Origin of the sequence: Micromonospora zamorensis, from assembly GCF_900090275.1 — a bacterium.
GTDB classification, from domain to species: Bacteria; Actinomycetota; Actinomycetes; order Mycobacteriales; family Micromonosporaceae; genus Micromonospora; species Micromonospora zamorensis.
In genome coordinates, this window is sequence record NZ_LT607755.1 from 6,317,172 (window position 1) to 6,334,167 (window position 16,996).

Here is a 16,996-nt window from a genome sequence, read left to right on the forward strand (position 1 = left end):
GGTAACCAGCGGCCCCCGGTGGTCAGGTCGCGGTCTACGCTTGCCCGGTGACGGTGGAGCAGCAGGCACGGGGTGCGGCGGGCGCGGGCCGGCGCAGGTCCCGCAAGGACGAGATCCTGGAGATCGCGGTCGGTCTGTTCGCCGCCCGTGGCTACCACGGTGTGTCGATGGACGACATCGGTGCGGCGGCGGGGGTCACGGGTCCGGCGCTCTACCACCACTTCGCCGGCAAGGAGGCCATGCTGGCCGCCGCGCTGATCCCGGTCAGCGACGGGTTGCTGGCCGGTGGGCGGGAACGTGCCGCCGGCCGCCCGGACGACCCGCGCGGTGTGCTGGAGTCGCTGATCGACTTCCACGTCGAGTTCGCGCTGGCCAACCCGGCGGTGATCGCGTTGCACCTGCACGAGTTGGATCGCCTGCCGGAGGAGCCGCGACGGCAGATCCGTCGCCTGCAACGGCTCTACGTCGAGGAGTGGGTGACAGTGCTCACCGCGCTGCACCCGGGCATGCCCGACGGTGAGGCTCGGGTGCTCGCGCACGCCGCGTTCGGTCTGATGAACTCGACCCCGTTCCTTGGTGGCGAGGTGGACCGCCGACGCCGTGCCGAGCTGCTGCGCGGCGCGACCCTGGCCGCACTGCTCGCCTGAGGCCGACTCGCTCGCCTGAACCCGACTCGTCAGAAGCCCGTCGGTCATGATTCCCTGACTACCGTCCCACCATCCGGACGCCGGGAGGAAACATGATCGAGTCACTGCTGGTCGCCAATCGGGGCGAGATCGCCCGCCGGATCATCCGGACCGCCAAGCGGCTCGGCATCCGCGCGATCGCTGTGTACTCGGAGGCCGATGCCGACCTCCCGTTCGTGGCCGAGGCGGACGAGGCCGTTCTCATCGGCCCGCCGAACCCGGCGCAGAGCTACCGCAACGCCGAGGCGATCCTCGCCGCCGCGAAGGCGACAGGTGCGCAGGCCATCCACCCCGGTTACGGCTTCCTGTCGGAGAACGCCGAGTTCGCCCGTACCGTCGAGTCGAGCGGCCTGATCTGGGTCGGGCCCGACGCGGACGCGATCACCGCGATGGGCGACAAGATCAATGCCCGGAACCTGATGGCGGCCGCCGGCGTTCCCGTCGCGCCCGGCACCACCGACCCGGCCGCCGACCTGGACGCGGCGGTGACCGCCGCCGCCGGGATCGGCTACCCGGTGATGGTCAAGGCCGCGGCCGGTGGCGGCGGCATGGGCATGGGCGTCGCCGTCGACGAGGCCGCGCTGCGCACCGAGTACGACAAGGTGCGCGCGTTCGCCGAGCGGATGTTCGGCGACGGCTCGGTGCTGATCGAGCGGTACTTCCCCCGGGTGCGGCACGTCGAGGTGCAGATTCTCGGCCTGGCCGACGGCCGGGTGGTGGCGCTCGGCGAGCGGGAGTGCTCGGTGCAGCGACGCAACCAGAAGCTGGTCGAGGAGTCGCCGTCCCCGGCGGTGTCGCCGGAGCTGCGATCTCGCCTCCTGGCGGCGGCGGTGCGCGCGGGTGAGGCGGTCAGCTACCGCAACGCGGGCACCGTGGAGTGTTTGCTCGATCCGGAGACGAACGAGTTCTTCTTCCTGGAGATGAACACGCGCCTTCAGGTGGAGCACCCGGTGACCGAGTACGTCTACGGCGTCGACCTGGTCGAGGAGCAGTTGCGGGTGGCGTCCGGGCTGGCGCCGACCTTCGACCCGGACGCGTTGGCGCCGAGCGGTCACGCCATCGAGCTGCGGATCAACGCCGAGGATCCGAAGCGCTTCCTGCCCGGCCCCGGCGTGATCAGGACCTGGGTGGAGCCCACCGGCGAGGGTGTGCGGGTCGACTCCGGTTACACCGAGGGCAACACGGTCACCCCGTTCTACGACAGCCTGCTGGCCAAGCTCATCATCAGCGGAGCCACCCGTGACGAGGTGCTGGAGCGGGCGAAGGCCGCGGTCGCCGCCTTCCAGATCGAGGGCCCGAAGAACAACGTCCCCTTCTTCGCCGAGCTCCTGACCAACGAAGAGTTCCTCTCCGGCGCCTACGACACGGGCATCGTCTCCCGAATGCGCTGACCGGCCAGGCCGTCGCCCCTGCGGGGAGGCAGGACTGGTTCGTTCGCCCTTTGCTCTGCTTACCTATAGGCGACAGCGGTTGTCCGGATGACGGACAGTAACCGTCGCACATAGGGCAGCAGAGCAAAGGGGCCGACATGCTGTCCCGATCCGACGTCACAGCGAGGTGACCGATGAGTCAACTGCCAGATTCCGTCTCCATCCGTGAGGTCGGGCCGCGGGACGGGTTGCAGAACGAGGACCCGATCCCGACCGACGCCAAGGTGCGGCTGCTCGACGCCCTCTCCGGCACCGGCGTACGCCGGATCGAGGCGGTGTCGTTCGTGCACCCCAAGGCGATCCCGCAGATGGCCGACGCCGACGAGGTGTGGCAGCGGGCGGTCAAGGCCGACGGGGTGCGGTACTCAGCGCTGGTGCCGAACACCCGGGGCGCCCAGCGGGCCCTCGCCGCCGGCTTCACCGAGATCGAAGTGGTGGTCTCCGCCAGCGACACGCACAACCGGCGCAACGTCAACCGGTCGACCGACGAGTCGCTGGACGACATCGCCGAGCTGATCGACCTCCTGCACGGCGCGTCCGCGCAGGTCGAGGTGATCGTGGCGACCAGCTTCGGCTGCCCGTACGAGGGTGACATCGACCCGGCGCGGGTGGCCGGCATCGTCGACCGGGTGGTCCGCGACGGCGCGGACCGGGTCGCGTTCGGCGACACCACCGGCATGGGCACCCCACGCCGGGTCCGCGAGCTGCTGACCGCGGTACGCGACCGCAACGCGCACGTGCCGGTGCTGCTGCACTTCCACAACACCCGGGGTACGGCGCTGGCCAACCTGTTGACCGCGCTGGAGCTGGGGGTGACCGAGTTCGACGCCAGCGTCGGTGGCCTGGGCGGCTGCCCGTACGCGCCGGGGGCGAGCGGCAACCTGGCCACCGAGGAGGCCGTGCACATGCTGCACGATATGGGCATCGACACGGGCATCGACCTGGCGGCCCTGATCGAGGCGGCGGAGCTGGCCGAGGAGTTGCTCGGCAAGAAGCTCCCGTCCGGCGTGCTGCGGGCGGGCCCGCGTACCCGCCTGACGCCGATGCCGAGCTGAGCGGTTCGGACGCGACGAAGGGGCCGGCGCGCGTGCGCCGGCCCCTTCCACGTGCCAGGTCGATCAGCTCACGGAGGTGAGCGCGCTCGGCCAGCTGTCGCGGAAGATGTCCGCGCTGCGGTCGGTGGCGCTGAACGTGCCGGCGAAGAGGTTGCTCACCCTGCTCGCCTCGGCGGAGCTGGGGTAGGCGTTGGTGCAGCTGGTGCCGGCGCTGCCGCCGGACATCAGCAGCGCGCAGTTCCCGTTGTAGTTGTCCGGCAGGCCGAGGATGTGCCCGATCTCGTGGGTCATGATCCGCAGCACGCTGTACTGGGCGGCCTGCTGGGTGTCGATGTAGACCCGGCCGTTGCCGAGGCTGGTCCGCTGGGCGTACGAGCCGCCGCCGGTGATCCGGTAGATCCGGAGGTTGGAGCCGCAGTTCGCCGAGAGGGTCAGGTTCACTGTGGCGTTGTTCCAGATCGATGCGGCCTGGTTGGCGACGCTGGCGTAGCTGCCCGCCTGGCTGGTGTTGTAGCAGATGGTCATGGCGGCGGACGCGGGCGACGGGTTGGCGACCGTGACGCCGAGGGTGGCGAGTGCCGTCGCGAGGAACGCGACCGCGAGCCGGTTGAGTCGTGAGGTCATCGCTGACTCCGATCTGGGAGGGGGGTGTCAGGAGCCTAGCGATAAGCATTCATCTTTTTCAATGTCTTGCGCCAAGCTTCGCCGTCTGATTCGCCCGTGGGTCGCCGACGGTCGTGCCGATGCGCTAGCCTAACGATCGTTCAGGTCGTTATGGCGAGGGAGTCGGCGTGACGCTCGACGGTGAGGCACTGGAGCAGCTGCGCAAGCGGGCCCGGTCCGGCGGCGCGGACAAGTACCACGCGGCCAACGCGGCCAAGGGCAAGCTGTTCGCGCGAGAGCGGGTCGCGCTCCTGGTCGACGAGGGCTCCTTCGTCGAGGACGGCCTCTATGCCAACACGATGGCCGAGGGGCTGCCCGCCGACGGGGTGGTCACCGGCACCGCCACGATCGACGGCCGACAGGTCTGCCTGATGGCCAACGACTCCACCGTCAAGGCCGGCAGCTGGGGCGCCCGCACCGTCGAGAAGATCATTCGGATCATCGAGCGGGCGTACGGCGCCGGTGTGCCGATGGTCTACCTGGTCGACTCGGCCGGCGCCCGGATCACCGACCAGGTCGACCTGTTCCCCGGCCGCCGTGGCGCCGGCAAGATCTTCTGGAACCAGGTGCGCGCCTCCGGCTCGATCCCGCAGGTGTGCGCGCTGTTCGGCCCGAGCGCCGCCGGAGGGGCTTACATTCCGGCGTTCTGCGACGTGGTCGCCCTGGTCGACGGCAACGCGAGCATGTATCTGGGCTCGGACCGGATGGTCGAGATGGTCACCGGCGAGAAGACCACCCTGGAGGCGATGGGCGGGGCCAAGGTGCACACCGCCGAATCCGGCGTCGGGCACTTCCTCTGCAAGACCGAGGCCGACGCCCTCGACGTGGTGAAGACCTACCTGTCGTACCTCCCGGCGAACTGGACGCAGGCGCCGCCGACCGCCCCGGCCGTCGCCGCCCCGGCCAAGGCCGACCTTGCCGCGCTCGTGCCGGCCAGCGAGCGGCAGGCGTTCGACATGCGGCGCTACGTCAAGGGTCTGCTCGACGAGGGTTCCTTCTTCGAGATCCAGGCCCTCTGGGCCAAGGAGCTGACCATCGGCTTCGGCCGCCTCGACGGCCAGGTCGTCGGTGTCATCGGCAACAACTCGATGTTCAAGGGCGGCGTGCTCTTCGTCGACTCGGCCGACAAGGCGACCCGGTTCGTGCAGCTCTGCGACGCGTTCAACGTGCCGCTGCTGTTCCTCAGCGACGTACCAGGCTTCATGGTCGGCAGCGTGGTGGAGAAGCAGGGCATCATCCGGCACGGTGCGAAGATGATCACCGCGATCTCCGAGGCGACGGTGCCGAAGATCTGCGTGGTGGTCCGCAAGGCGTACGGCGCCGGCCTCTACGCGATGGCCGGTCCCGGGTTCGAGCCGGACGCCACGATCGCGCTGCCGACCGCGAAGATCGCGGTGATGGGGGCCGAGGCCGCCGTGAACGCGGTCTACGCCAACAAGATCGCCGCCATCGCGGACGAGAACGAGCGGGCCGCCTTCGTCGCCGCGAAGCGGGCCGAGTACGAGCAGGACATCGACGTCGTCCGCCTCGCCAGTGAGCTGGTGGTGGACGCCATCGTCGAGCCGCAGGACCTGCGCACCGAGCTGGTCCGTCGGTTCGCGGCGGCGCGTACGAAGGACCGGCACTTCTCCCGCCGTCGGCACGGCGTCACCCCGGTCTGATCCTCGATCCGGGCCCCCCACAGCGACCCGCCCCGGCGTCACGAGCGCCGGGTGGGACCGTCCTTACAGGAGGATGAGATGGACTTCCGGCTCACCGACGAACAAACGGCGCTGCGGGACAGCGTGCGGGACTTCGCGCGCGAGGTGGTCGCCCCGGTCATCGCCGAGCACTACGAGCAGCACACCTTCCCGTACGAGGTGATCCGGCAGATGGGCAAGATGGGCCTGTTCGGCCTGCCCTTCGGCGAGGAGCACGGCGGCATGGGCGGCGACTACTTCGCCCTCTGCCTGGCCCTGGAGGAGATCGCCCGGGTCGACTCCAGCGTGGCCATCACGCTCGAGGCGGCGGTGTCGTTGGGCGCGATGCCGATCTACCGCTTCGGCACCGAGGAGCAGAAGGCGACCTGGCTGCCCAAGCTGCTCAGCGGCGAGGCGCTGGCCGGTTTCGGCCTCACCGAGCCGGGCACCGGCTCCGACGCCGCCGGCACCCAGACGCGGGCGGTGCTGGACGGCGACGAGTGGGTGATCAACGGTTCGAAGGCGTTCATCACCAACTCGGGCACCGACATCACGGCCATGGTGACAGTCACCGCGGTGACCGGCACGAACCCGGACGGCTCCAAGGAACTGTCGACCATCATCGTGCCGACCGGCACGCCCGGGTTCACAGTGGCGCCGGGCTACTCCAAGGTGGGATGGACCGCCTCGGACACCCACGAGCTGACCTTCGACGACTGTCGCGTGCCGGCTGCCAACCTGCTCGGTGCGCGTGGCCGGGGTTTCGCCCAGTTCCTGCGCATCCTCGACGAGGGCCGGATCGCCATCGCCGCGCTGGCCGTCGGCCTCGCCCAGGGCTGCGTCGACGAGTCGATCAAGTACGCGAAGGAGCGGCACGCCTTCGGCCGGCCGATCGGCGCCAACCAGGCGATCCAGTTCAAGATCGCCGACATGGAACTGAAGGCGCACACCGCCCGGCTGGCCTACTACGACGCCGCCGCCCGGATGCTGGCTGGCGAGCCGTTCAAGCGGCAGGCCGCCATCGCCAAGCTGCACGCCAGCACGATCGCCGTGGACAACGCCCGGGAGGCCACCCAGATCCATGGCGGGTACGGCTTCATGAACGAGTACCCGGTGGCCCGGTTCTGGCGGGACTCCAAGATCCTGGAGATCGGCGAGGGCACCAGTGAGGTGCAGCGCATGATCATCGCTCGCGATCTGGGCCTCTGAGAGATCCAGTCGGACACCCGCACCGGGTGGACCGCCAGTACGGCTGTCGGGTTTCGGCGGGTGGGCGTCAGTAGCCCGACGTTCGACTGCCGAGCGTCGGAGTCGATCCGTACTCTTCGTGCCCATGACTCCGGATCATGATCGGTCGCGGAGCCCGGCTGGTCGTACCGCCCTGTCGGAGCTGCTCCGCGAGCATCGACGCGCCGCCGGCCTGACCCAGGCCGAGCTGGCGTCCCGGGCCGGGGTGGGTGTGCGGACGGTGCGTGACCTGGAGCGCGGTCGGGCGGTCCGGCCGCAGCGCACCACAGTGGACCTGCTCGCCACGGCGCTGGCGTTGACCGACACCGGCCGGGCGGCGTTCCTGGCCGCGGCCCGCGGCTCCGCCGGTGAGCTGGTCCGCCCGGACACCACCTCGCCGGCGCTCGCGGTCAGCGGCAGAGCCACGTCCGCCGACCGGCCGGTCAACCTCCCACCACCGGTGACGCTGATCGGCCGGGACCGCGACATCACCGAGCTGACCGGAATGCTGACGGCGGAGCGCGGGCCCCGGCTGGTGAGCCTGGTCGGGTTGGCCGGGGTCGGCAAGACCGCCCTGGCGACGTCGATGGCGCACGTGGTGGCCTCGGCCCACCCGGCCGGCGTGACCGGGGTGCTGATCGGCGAGGGCTCGGACGGGCCGGACGTGCTCGCCGCCTCGATGTCGGTGCTCGGCGCGGCACGGCTACCGGACCTGGTGGCCCGGCTCGCCGGGCAGCCGGCGCTGCTGGTGATGGACGCGGTGGAACGCGCCCCGGGGCCGGTGGCCGCGACGCTGCACCGGCTGCTCGCGGCCCTGCCCTCGCTGCGGGTGCTGGTCACCGGACGGCACCCGGTTGGCCTACCCGGCGAGCGGGTCTGGCCGGTCTCCCCGCTCGACGTGCCGCCACCGGACGCCGAACGCTCCGGGCTGGCCACGCTCGAATCGTGGCCGGCGGTCGCGTTGTTCACCGCCCGGCTCGCTCAGGTCCGCCGGGAGACACCCACACCCGACGAGCTGCCAGCCCTTGCCGCACTGGTTCGTCGCCTGGGCGGGCTGCCGCTGGCCATCGAGCTGATGGCCGCCCGGGGCCGGCTCCTCGACCTCACCGAGCTCCTCGACCGGTACGGCGACCGGGTGCTCGACCTCGCCACTCCCGCCGATCCCCCCGTCCACCCCGGTTGGGACGCGTTGGACGCGTTCACCGCGGGGTCGAGCCGCCCGGAGACTACCCCGGCGGTGGCCACGGTCACCCTGCGCGACGCGGTGGCGACGAGCTACCGACTGCTGGCGCCGGACGAGCGGGCGGCGCTGCGGCAGCTCGCCGTTTTCGGCAACCGCTGGTCGGTGGAGTTGGCCGAGGAGATGCTCGCCGACGAGGCCGACCGGGACGGCACGGTGGCAATCGATCCTGTTCCGCTGTTGGACCGTCTCGTCGAGCTGGGGCTGCTGGGCGTACGCGGCACCGGGTCGTTCCGGTTCCGGCTGCTCGACGCTGTCCGTGACTATGCAGTGGAGCAGGCGGCCGGCGAGGGTGAGCTGACCTGCATCCGGCGGCGGCACGCGGAGGTGATCGCGCGGTTGGTGGCACGGACCGCGATCGACCTGATCGGCCCACGAATGTCCGACGCGGTGCACCGGCTGGACGAGATGAGCAGTGACATCAGCTCGTCGCTGTCCCACGCGGCCACCGACGATCCGTTGACCGCGCTGCGACTGGCGGCCTGTCTGACCCGCTGGTGGCGGTTCCGTGGGCGAGACGTCGTCGGACGACAGTGGCTGCACCGGCTGCTGGCCGACCCGCGTACCGCCGACGCCGATCCGGTCCTGCGTGGCTGGGCCGCGCTCGGGGTTGCCCGGCTCGCGGCCGAGCACGGCGCGAGCGCCGAGGAACTGCCGACGGCGCGCGCGGCGTTGGACACCTTCCTGGAGGCCGGCGACGTCACCGGGGAGTTGGAGGCGCGCACTGTGCTCGGCAACCTGTTGATCTCCGTCGGCCGGCACGACGAGTCTCGCGAGCAGGCCGAGGTGGTGCTGCGGCTGGCCGCCCGCAATGGGCGGACCCGCGACCTGGCGGTGGCCCAGAACAGCCTGGCCTGGCACGAGATCCGGGTCGGTGACCTGGCTGCGGCCCGACGCCGGCTCGCCGCGGTGGACCGGCTCGCCGCCGAGAGTGGGGAGCAGCGGCTGCGGGTGCTGGCCTGGGCCAACCGCGCCGAGGTCGCCCGCCTGGAGGGCTGGTACGCGGACGCCGTCGACCATGGTCGGCGGGCGATGGCGGGGTTCTCCGAGCTGGGCGATCCCGGGCACCGCCGTCGGGTGCTGGGAACGGTCGGGTTGGCGCTCGCCCAGGACGGGCGTGCTGCCGAGGCGACCGAGGTGCTCACCGAGCTGCGTACCGGGGTGACCGAGGCTGCGGCGGCCGGGTCGGGTCGGGTCCTGCCGCGACCGCGCTCCGGTGACGCGGCATTGCCCTGGGGTGGACCGGACGCCGGGCTCTGCGCGCTGATCGAGGGGAATCTCGCGCTGCACCGGGGTGACCGGGAGTTGGCTGCCGAGTGGTTCGCCGCCGCCGCCGACGAGGCGGGCCAGGATCGCCGGGACGTGGTGGAAGCGCTGGTGGGGCTGGCCGCGAGCACTGCCGACCCGGCAGTGCTCGACCGGCTCGCCCGGGCCTGCCAGGAGAGCGGCATCCAGCTGCTGCCGCAGGAGACCGGACTGCTCTACGCGTTGACCACCGCTTGGGAAGGGCCGGCGGCCCGGTAACCCGGACCGTGTCGGCCGCCTCGGGCGCGCCCGAGGACGACCGGGGGCGAGAGAGTGGCGCGGGCGAAGAGCCCCCTTGGTGCTACCCCTCGCTGATCGCCCGCGCCGTCACCCCCCGGTGATCCCCGGTGCACGAAGCCTGCCACCGCTGCGACGGCAGAAAGCCGGCTTCGCCCGGATCATCCAGCTTGGCTCAGCCAGTTCTGCCGGTCTTTCTGCCGGTGCTGCCACCCCGCCCACCCTCGGGTGTGTTCAGGACCGGGCGGCGTCGGCCTGCTGCTCGAAGCTGGTGTCGTCGCTGCCGGCGGTGGCGCACGGATGCGCGGCGTCGCGGACCCGGCGCAGCCCGTCGAGAAGGGCCGCCAGTGCCTCGGGGTCGAGTTGGCCGGTGAACCACTGCTCGATCATCTGCAGGTGCCCGGGCAGCGTCTCGTTCAGTCGCTGCATGCCGGAGGCGGTGACCACGGCGTACGAGCTGCGCCGGTCACTCGGACAGGCGCGCCGGGTGAGCAACCCGTCACGTTCCATCCGGTCCACCACACGGGTCACTCCGCTGGTCGACAGGGAGGTCTGCGCGGCGAGGTCGGTCATGCGTAGCTGGTTGCCCGGTGAGCGGGCCAGACGGGTGATGACCTCGAACTCGACCGCGGAGAGGCCGTGCTCTTCGAGTTGGGCGTTGAACCGGGCTGAGAGCCCGGCGTGTGCCTCGAAGAGCAGGCCGACGGCGGTGATCCGGGGATCGTCGAAGACGTTGGTCACCGGTTCATCGTAGCAGTACTTGACACGGGGAATATTGCAGTGGTTATAGTTGCTCAGGCAGTCGTTGGGCTACTAAACAATCTCCTGGAGGACAGCAGCATGACCAGCAGCATCGATGCGGTTACCCGCGACTGGGACGGCCTCACCATCCCGGCGGCCGGCACCTACGCGCTGGACGTGGCGCACAAGCGGGTTGGCTTCGTTGCCCGGCACATGATGGTGAGCAAGGTTCGCGGTGAGTTCAACGAGGCGACCGCCACCATCACCATCGCCGAGGACCCGCTGCAGTCGTCGGTCGTCGCGACCATTCAGGCGGCCAGCATCGACACCACGCAGGCCGACCGGGACGCACACCTGCGCAGCCCCGAGTTCCTGGACTCCGAGAAGTTCCCGACGCTCGAGTTCCGCAGCACCGGGGTCAAGTCCCGTCGTGGCAACGAGTTCGTGCTCACCGGTGAGCTGAGCATCAAGGACGTCACCCGCCCGGTCGAGCTGGAGGTGGAGTTCGAGGGTGTCGGCCGCAGCCCCTTCGGCCAGGACATCTTCGGTTTCTCGGCGAGCACCGAGATCGACCGCGAGGAGTTCGGCCTGACCTGGAACGTCGCCCTGGAGACCGGGGGCGTGCTGGTCAGCCGCAAGATCAAGATTGAGATCGAGGGCGAGGCCGTCCGTCAGGCCTGATCCCTCCCGGATCAACCACGCAGGGCCCGCGCCGCACGTCGGCGCGGGCCCTGCGTCGTCTCTGACATCCGATGCCGAGGTCGTGGTAATTGTCACGAGTTGTTCTCACCGCCATCGGGTCCTGGCGGCTGGCGGCGGGGTACAGATGGCGCCACGAGCAGCGTCCGCTCGGGTCGATGTCGGATCACCGCCGTTGGCCTCTGGCCCCGGTCAGGTGGGCGCTCTTACCGTGATGGTTCACAATGCGCTTCCGGGACGGCAGGATCCCGACCGCGCCGGTTGTCGGGAGGACACCACATGGGCAGGGACGTCTCGCAGGGCGCCTTCACCCGGGATGATCGCGTCCGGTACCGGCAGAAGGTGCGGCGGTGCCTCGACGTCTTCGCCCTGATGCTGGACGACTTCGGGTTCGACGCCGACCGACCGATGACCGGCCTGGAGATCGAACTCAACCTGGTCGACTCGGCGGCCGAGCCGGCGATGCGCAACGAGGAGATCCTCGCCGACATCGCCGACCCGCTCTTCCAGACCGAGCTGGGGCAGTTCAACCTCGAACTCAACGCCGAGCCCCGGCTGATCGAGGGTGCCGGTTTCGCCGAATACGAGCACGACCTGCGCGGCAGCCTCTCCCGGGCCGACGAGCGAGCGGCCAGGTCCGATGCCAAGATCGTCCTGGTCGGCATCCTGCCCACCCTCACCGAGGGGCATCTGGTCGAGGACAATCTCTCCACCAACGAGCGCTACCGGGTGCTCAACGACCAGATCGTCGGCGCTCGGGGCGAGGACATCGAGCTGGACATCCGTGGCGTCGAACAGCTCCGCACGCACACCGACTCGATCGCCCCCGAGGCCGCCTGCACCAGCCTCCAGTTCCACCTCCAGGTGGCACCGGACAGCTTCGCCGACTACTGGAACGCGTCCCAGGCCATCGCCGGTGTGCAGGTGGCGGTCGGCGCGAACAGCCCCTTCCTGTACGGCCGCCAACTCTGGGCCGAGACCCGGATCGCCCTTTTCCAGCAGGCCACCGACACTCGTCCGGATGAACTGAAGGCTCAGGGCGTACGGCCCCGGGTGTGGTTCGGCGAGCGGTGGATCACCTCGATCTTCGACCTTTTCGAGGAGAACGTCCGGTATTTCCCGCCGCTGCTGCCGATCTGCGAGGACGAGGACCCGGTGGAGGTGCTGCACGCCGGCGGTGTGCCGCAGCTCGGGGAGTTGAGGTTGCACAACGGCACGGTCTACCGGTGGAACCGCCCGGTCTACGACATCATGAACGGCCGTCCGCACCTGCGGGTGGAGAACCGGGTGCTCCCGGCCGGTCCGACGGTGGTGGACATGCTCGCCAACGCGGCCTTCTACTTCGGGCTGGCCCGCGGTCTGGCCGAGTCGGACCGCCCGATCTGGAGTCAGCTCACCTTCAGCTCCGCCGAGGAGAACTTCCACGCCGCCGCCCGGCGTGGCCTCGACGCCGTGCTGCACTGGCCCGGGCTCGGTGAAGTGCCGGTCACCAAGCTGGTGCTGGAGCAGTTGCTGCCCACCGCCGCCGTCGGCCTGGACGGGTTCGGTGTCGCCCCGGCCCACCGGGACCGGCTGCTCGGCATCATCGAGCAGCGCTGCCGGACCGGCCGCAACGGCGCCGTCTGGCAGACCGAGGCGGTCTGGGCGGCGGAGCGGCGGCACGGCATGGACCGGAAGGACGCGCTGCACCACATGGTCCAGCGCTACGCGGAACTCCAACGCACCAACAACCCCGTCCACACCTGGCCAGTCCCCTAACCCCGCACCCCGCCCCCACCCCCACCCGCGTCGATCATGAAGTTGTTGCCACGACACGCCGCGTGGGATGGCAACAACTTCATGGTCAACAGAGCGGGGCAGTCCTCAGTCCGTCGTGGGGCGGGTGGCGCGGCGGGTTGAGCGGGTGCGCCGGGCGCTTGACGTCGGATCCTCGGTGGGGGATGGGGCGACAACCGGGACGTCCGGGTTCACGCGTGGTGCGGGCACCCTGGGCGTCGGACCCTCGTTCGGCGGGGAGGCCGCCTCAGTTGCCTGCGGTGCGGTGTCGGCCCTGCTGCGCCGACCTGCGGTGCGGGTCGACGAGTCGGGGGCCGGTGGCGCGGGATCGGCTTCGGCGACCGCAGTGGGCGTGACCCGGGCGGTCGGAGTCGGGCCGCCGGCGGTAGCCGGGGTCAGTTCGGGCTCAACGGTCGAGGTCGGGCCGGTGGTCGTACCCGGCGAGGCCGCGCCGCGGTGGGCCGCCCGGCGCCGGTCGGCCCGCTCGGCGAGGACGGCGGCCAGCACCGAGCCGCCGACCCCGGCGATCACCGCGTACGGGGCGATCAGTTGGGTGGACAACTGTGCGGGGCCCAGCGTCGACCAGTGCGGCAGTGTGGTCAGGTAGGCGAGCGCGACGAGCACCGGGCCGGCAGCGCCGGAGGCTGCCGCGCCGACGCGGTGCCCGGCCGGGCGGGCGGCCCGCCGGGCGGCCAGCAGACCGATCAGCAGCGCGGGTACGAGTGCCAGCAGCGCGCCGGGCCAGTAGAGCTGGTCACCGATCCAGTACCGCGAGTGGTCCGGGTCGAGCTGCCAGGTGCCCAGTTGAGCACCGGTCAGCCCTCGCCCGACGCGTACCCCGTCAATGACCGAGACCACCGCGAGCAGCCAGAGCCAGGCGGCCGTCGCGGTCACGTTGACCGCGGCTGCCCGGGAGCGGAGCGCCCAGATCGCGACGAGTACGCCCAGCAGGATGCCGAGCGTCGCCTGGACGGCGGCGGTCCGTTGCGGTGCGCCGGTGTCCGCGCCGGTCGCGACCCGCGCGGGCACGGCGATCAGCAGCACCGTCACCAGGCCGCCGATCCCGGCGCCGAGCGCGAGGGCGACCCGGCGCAGCAGACCGCCACGGTCGTCGGGCGCGGCCACCTTGCTCGCCTGGGGGTCGGCGGCACCGGTGGCAGGTGGAACTCCGCCACTCTGGGACGCCTGATCCAGCACGGTGGCGGGCTCGGTCACCTGCGGCTCGGCCGTTGTCGGTGTGGTGCGTTGGTGCAGTCGCTGCGCGCAGACCGCGCCGAGGACCGTTGAGCTGGCAGCGAGCCAGGTCGCCCAGGCGAGGCCATCCGCCCAGGCGGTGTCGGTGGCTCCGGCATCGGTGGGCGTCCAGGTGATGACGCCCAACCCGTAGCCGAAGCCCAGTTGGGCGGCGCCCGCGCCGGCAGCGACCCCGATCGCCGTGGCGATCGACACTCCCCAGCCCTGTCTGGCCATGCCGGGCAGCGTAACGTCCCGTCGTCGGCGCGGCGAGTCGCACGACCCGCCGGTATGAACGGCCCGGCGCAACAGGTTGGGCGACGGGCGGTACGGTCGCCGGTGATGAGGCGGTGGGCGGTATGACGGACACGAACACGGGCCGACAGGATGCCGTCGGTGGTCAGGACGGCGGCGGCGCCGGCCGGGCCAGCGTGCTGCTGGGCGGTGGGCTGGCCGCTGTGCTGCTCGCCGCGGTCGGCGCGACGGGCGGTTGGCTGCTGGCCGGCGAGGACGGCGCATCCTCGGGGGATCCGTTGGCGGTCGCGACGACCGGTTCGCCGACCAGCCGGGCCACCGCTTCACGGCCGAGCACCGGCCGGGCCACACCGTCGACCGTCCGGACCTCCGCCACCGCGACCAAGGGTGCGGGTCTGACCGTGCCACCGGTGATCGGCACCGACTTCGTGCAGGCCCGGGACGCGTTGCGCAAGCAGCGGCTGGGCTGGCGGTTGGTCTTCGGAGGCGGCACCGGCCGTACGGTCGAGAGCACCTCACCCGCCGTGGGCACCCCGGTCACCCGGGGTACGACTGTGCAACTTCAGGTGTCCGGGCCGGCGCCAGCGGCCGAGGTGCCGGACGTGATCGGGGACAACTGCGACAAGGCCGTCAACGAGTTGATCGACGAGGGCCTCTACCCGCGTTACGTCAGTGGACGCAGCGGAAAGGTCACCCGGCAGGAGCCGGCCGAGGATGGCCCTGCCCGCTGGAACGACGAGGTCAGCATCTGGTGTGGGGCGGACGCCCCCGAACAGCCGACCACGAAACCCACGCCCTGACCTCGGTGGGAGCTGATTCTCGGCGGCGGCTTGCGCGGCCCCGCCGCGGATCGGTGGGCCGCGACCGGCGCGACTCGACACGCTGATCCCCACCGAGGGCGCTACGGCCGGCTAGGTTGACGGTCCGAGGGCCATGACGCCCGTCCGGTCCGGGAAGGGACGAGCGATGAGCGACGACCGCCAGGAGCCTCCCGCCGGCGAGCACGACGACGACCGGACCCGCCCTCTGCCACCGGCCGACCGGCCGGAACCACCGCAACCGGCTCGACCTGCCCCCGCGCCGGATGAGACCGCACCGGTCACTCGGCCTGCGGCTCCGGATGAGACCACGCCGATCGACCGCACCGAGCCGGCTGGTCCCGCCCTGTCGCCGGACCAGACCATGCCGATCGACCGTTCCGCCGGTACGCCGTCGGGCGCCCCGAGCGACCAGACGAGGCGGATTGCCGCCGAGCCGCCGAGCCCGCCGCCGACCCCGCCGTCGTGGTCTGGACGGGCCGAGGTGCGGCCGCCCCGGTCGGCGGAACCCGCCGGGGAGTGGTACGTGGAGGAACAGGGCGGCCGGCGATGGTGGCTGCCGATCCTCTGGGGTGTCCTCGCGTTGCTGCTCGTCGCCCTGCTCGGGGGCGCCCTCTGGCTGGTGCTCTCCAGCCGGGAGAGCGATCGGGACGACCCGGGGTCCACCCCGTCGCTCCCGTCCGCCAGCGCGACCAGCGCCGCGCCGACCAGCGCGTCCCCGACCTCGGCGGCGCCGACCAGCGAGACGCCGAGCAGTTCGGCGACCACCACGGCACCGGAGGAGGTGCCGGTGCCGCCACTCACCGGCCTGCCGCAGGCCACCGCCGAGGGGTTGCTGGACCGGCTCGGCCTGGCCCACCGGGTGGTGTACCGGCCGTCGGAACTGCCGCCGGGGACCGTGGTGGGCACCGAGCCGGAGGCGGGCACGTCGGTGTCGACCGACGACGAGGTGTTGTTGGTGATCTCCCAGGCCCGACCCTCGACCGGGGCGAGCCCGACCACGGCGCGCCCCACGGTGACGAACACGCCGTGACCGGTGGTCACCACATCCGACGGCGGGTGCCGACCAGGCCGAGGCCGGCCAGCGAGATGGTGAGGCCGAAGATTCCGGACCAGAACAGGGAGCGGCGGACGTCCGTCGCGGTGTGTCCGGCCGGGGCTGCTTCGGTGAGTTCCTGACGCCCGTCGGACTGGCCGCCGGCACCGTGGCCGGCCGCCGGGGTGGTCGGGTCGGCAACTCCGGCGTGACTGCTCCGAGCGTCGGCGCCGATCCAGCCGGGGTCGTCGCGCACCGATGGATCTGCGTCGTACGGAGGGTCGACGTCGACCACGGTGATCTCCGGTGCGGGCACCGGCGCGGTCAGCCGGGTGGACGACATCGCTGGGTCGCGGACGAGGACCAGCAGTGTGGCCATCGCCCCGAGGAGGGCGAGTAGTCCGAATGCGTAGGCGATACGGGAGCGGTGGTGCCGCCGCAGGGCGGGCTGATTGACCATGACCATCCCAGGGTCAGGGTCCTGGACGTACGGGTGGAACGGTGCCGGGGTGGGCGTACCGATTCTATGGCGACGGCACGCCCACCGGCGGCGGATCGGGTCGGTCAGCCCACCCGGAGTGGGGTACGGGCGACCGGCCGCCGGGCCCGCACGGTGTGCGGACGGGGCTCGGGGGCGGCCTGCAGCTGCTCCAGCCCGGCCCGCTGGACGAAGATCGAGCGTCGGTTGACCGCGTCGCCCGCGGCGTTCAACTCGTAGCCGTCGAGCCAGAGCCAGCCGTCATAGGTGGGCCAGTCGAGCACCCGGATCACCCGGAACTTGATAGGCCTGAGGAACTGGACACTCGCCGCGCGAGTCACGTGCAGTACGTCACCGGTGCGGGGAAGCACATGGGCTCCTGGGGAGGATCGGCCGGCCGTGGTGCCGGCGGTGCCTGAACGGGGGACGTCTCGGCCG

15 protein-coding genes are annotated in these 16,996 nt (G+C 71.4%); 10 read left to right on the plus strand and 5 right to left on the minus strand.

Going from position 1 to position 16,996, the window contains the following annotated elements; translation table 11 throughout:
• Positions 1-47: 47 nt before the first annotated feature.
• The 3 genes from GA0070619_RS28275 to GA0070619_RS28285 all read left to right on the plus strand — a co-directional run bounded on the left by GA0070619_RS28275 (position 48) and on the right by GA0070619_RS28285 (position 3,171).
• A complete protein-coding gene (locus GA0070619_RS28275) occupies positions 48-647 on the plus strand; it encodes a TetR/AcrR family transcriptional regulator (RefSeq protein ID WP_088950830.1) in 600 nt (199 codons plus the stop codon).
• A 92-nt stretch (positions 648-739) separates the two neighbouring features.
• Positions 740-2,077: an acetyl-CoA carboxylase biotin carboxylase subunit gene (locus tag GA0070619_RS28280; protein ID WP_088950831.1), complete on the plus strand. Its 1,338-nt coding sequence runs from the start codon at positions 740-742 to the stop codon at positions 2,075-2,077.
• A 182-nt stretch (positions 2,078-2,259) separates the two neighbouring features.
• Complete coding sequence (locus GA0070619_RS28285; protein ID WP_172862251.1) at positions 2,260-3,171, plus strand: hydroxymethylglutaryl-CoA lyase; 912 nt, start codon at positions 2,260-2,262, stop codon at positions 3,169-3,171.
• A 63-nt stretch (positions 3,172-3,234) separates the two neighbouring features.
• On the opposite strand, the gene GA0070619_RS28290 is transcribed toward GA0070619_RS28285, so the two are convergent.
• The gene (locus GA0070619_RS28290) at positions 3,235-3,795 is read right to left on the minus strand and encodes a snapalysin family zinc-dependent metalloprotease (RefSeq protein ID WP_088950833.1); all 561 of its coding nucleotides are present in this window, start codon (positions 3,793-3,795) and stop codon (positions 3,235-3,237) included.
• A gap of 167 nt (positions 3,796-3,962) precedes the next feature.
• On the opposite strand from GA0070619_RS28290, the gene GA0070619_RS28295 reads away from it, so the two are divergent.
• The 3 genes from GA0070619_RS28295 to GA0070619_RS28305 all read left to right on the plus strand — a co-directional run bounded on the left by GA0070619_RS28295 (position 3,963) and on the right by GA0070619_RS28305 (position 9,504).
• Positions 3,963-5,495, plus strand: coding sequence for an acyl-CoA carboxylase subunit beta (locus tag GA0070619_RS28295; RefSeq protein ID WP_088950834.1), 1,533 nt, complete (start codon positions 3,963-3,965; stop codon positions 5,493-5,495).
• 78 nt (positions 5,496-5,573) lie between these two features.
• Positions 5,574-6,722 carry an acyl-CoA dehydrogenase family protein gene (locus GA0070619_RS28300; RefSeq protein ID WP_088950835.1) on the plus strand — a complete coding sequence of 383 codons (1,149 nt, stop codon included), beginning with the start codon at positions 5,574-5,576 and terminating at the stop codon, positions 6,720-6,722.
• A gap of 124 nt (positions 6,723-6,846) precedes the next feature.
• A complete protein-coding gene (locus GA0070619_RS28305) occupies positions 6,847-9,504 on the plus strand; it encodes an ATP-binding protein (protein WP_088950836.1) in 2,658 nt (885 codons plus the stop codon).
• A 252-nt stretch (positions 9,505-9,756) separates the two neighbouring features.
• Here GA0070619_RS28305 and GA0070619_RS28310 read toward each other — a convergent pair whose 3' ends face one another.
• Positions 9,757-10,263: a MarR family winged helix-turn-helix transcriptional regulator gene (locus GA0070619_RS28310; protein ID WP_088950837.1), complete on the minus strand. Its 507-nt coding sequence runs from the start codon at positions 10,261-10,263 to the stop codon at positions 9,757-9,759.
• A 99-nt stretch (positions 10,264-10,362) separates the two neighbouring features.
• On the opposite strand from GA0070619_RS28310, the gene GA0070619_RS28315 reads away from it, so the two are divergent.
• Positions 10,363-10,944, plus strand: a complete 582-nt coding sequence (locus GA0070619_RS28315) for a YceI family protein (protein WP_088950838.1) — start codon at positions 10,363-10,365, stop codon at positions 10,942-10,944.
• 297 nt (positions 10,945-11,241) lie between these two features.
• On the plus strand, positions 11,242-12,720 hold the full coding sequence (locus GA0070619_RS28320) for a glutamate--cysteine ligase family protein (RefSeq protein ID WP_088950839.1): 1,479 nt from the start codon (positions 11,242-11,244) through the stop codon (positions 12,718-12,720).
• A 105-nt stretch (positions 12,721-12,825) separates the two neighbouring features.
• Here GA0070619_RS28320 and GA0070619_RS28325 read toward each other — a convergent pair whose 3' ends face one another.
• A complete protein-coding gene (locus GA0070619_RS28325) occupies positions 12,826-14,208 on the minus strand; it encodes a hypothetical protein (RefSeq protein WP_088950840.1) in 1,383 nt (460 codons plus the stop codon).
• A 122-nt stretch (positions 14,209-14,330) separates the two neighbouring features.
• Here GA0070619_RS28325 and GA0070619_RS28330 point away from each other — a divergent pair, with 122 nt between their 5' ends.
• Together GA0070619_RS28330 and GA0070619_RS28335 are read left to right on the plus strand one after the other, a co-directional pair.
• Positions 14,331-15,026: a PASTA domain-containing protein gene (locus tag GA0070619_RS28330; protein WP_088950841.1), complete on the plus strand. Its 696-nt coding sequence runs from the start codon at positions 14,331-14,333 to the stop codon at positions 15,024-15,026.
• Between the two features lie 166 nt (positions 15,027-15,192).
• Positions 15,193-16,077, plus strand: a complete 885-nt coding sequence (locus tag GA0070619_RS28335) for a PASTA domain-containing protein (protein ID WP_088950842.1) — start codon at positions 15,193-15,195, stop codon at positions 16,075-16,077.
• A 7-nt stretch (positions 16,078-16,084) separates the two neighbouring features.
• On the opposite strand, the gene GA0070619_RS28340 is transcribed toward GA0070619_RS28335, so the two are convergent.
• Complete coding sequence (locus GA0070619_RS28340; RefSeq protein WP_088950843.1) at positions 16,085-16,546, minus strand: hypothetical protein; 462 nt, start codon at positions 16,544-16,546, stop codon at positions 16,085-16,087.
• 98 nt (positions 16,547-16,644) lie between these two features.
• Positions 16,645-16,929, minus strand: a complete 285-nt coding sequence (locus GA0070619_RS28345; RefSeq protein WP_088950844.1) for a hypothetical protein — start codon at positions 16,927-16,929, stop codon at positions 16,645-16,647.
• Positions 16,930-16,996 lie beyond the last annotated feature (67 nt).

Bases quoted from the DNA above. Each gene is read 5' to 3' on its own strand.
- GA0070619_RS28340 (WP_088950843.1), bottom strand. From the start codon at position 16,546: ATGGTCATGGTCAATCAGCCCGCCCTGCGGCGGCACCACCGCTCCCGT.
- GA0070619_RS28315 (WP_088950838.1), top strand. From the start codon at position 10,363: ATGACCAGCAGCATCGATGCGGTTACCCGCGACTGGGACGGCCTCACC.
- GA0070619_RS28320 (WP_088950839.1), top strand. From the start codon at position 11,242: ATGGGCAGGGACGTCTCGCAGGGCGCCTTCACCCGGGATGATCGCGTC.
- GA0070619_RS28330 (WP_088950841.1), top strand. From the start codon at position 14,331: ATGACGGACACGAACACGGGCCGACAGGATGCCGTCGGTGGTCAGGAC.
- GA0070619_RS28325 (WP_088950840.1), bottom strand. From the start codon at position 14,208: ATGGCCAGACAGGGCTGGGGAGTGTCGATCGCCACGGCGATCGGGGTC.
- GA0070619_RS28280 (WP_088950831.1), top strand. From the start codon at position 740: ATGATCGAGTCACTGCTGGTCGCCAATCGGGGCGAGATCGCCCGCCGG.
- GA0070619_RS28290 (WP_088950833.1), bottom strand. From the start codon at position 3,795: ATGACCTCACGACTCAACCGGCTCGCGGTCGCGTTCCTCGCGACGGCA.
- GA0070619_RS28300 (WP_088950835.1), top strand. From the start codon at position 5,574: ATGGACTTCCGGCTCACCGACGAACAAACGGCGCTGCGGGACAGCGTG.
- GA0070619_RS28305 (WP_088950836.1), top strand. From the start codon at position 6,847: ATGACTCCGGATCATGATCGGTCGCGGAGCCCGGCTGGTCGTACCGCC.
- GA0070619_RS28335 (WP_088950842.1), top strand. From the start codon at position 15,193: ATGAGCGACGACCGCCAGGAGCCTCCCGCCGGCGAGCACGACGACGAC.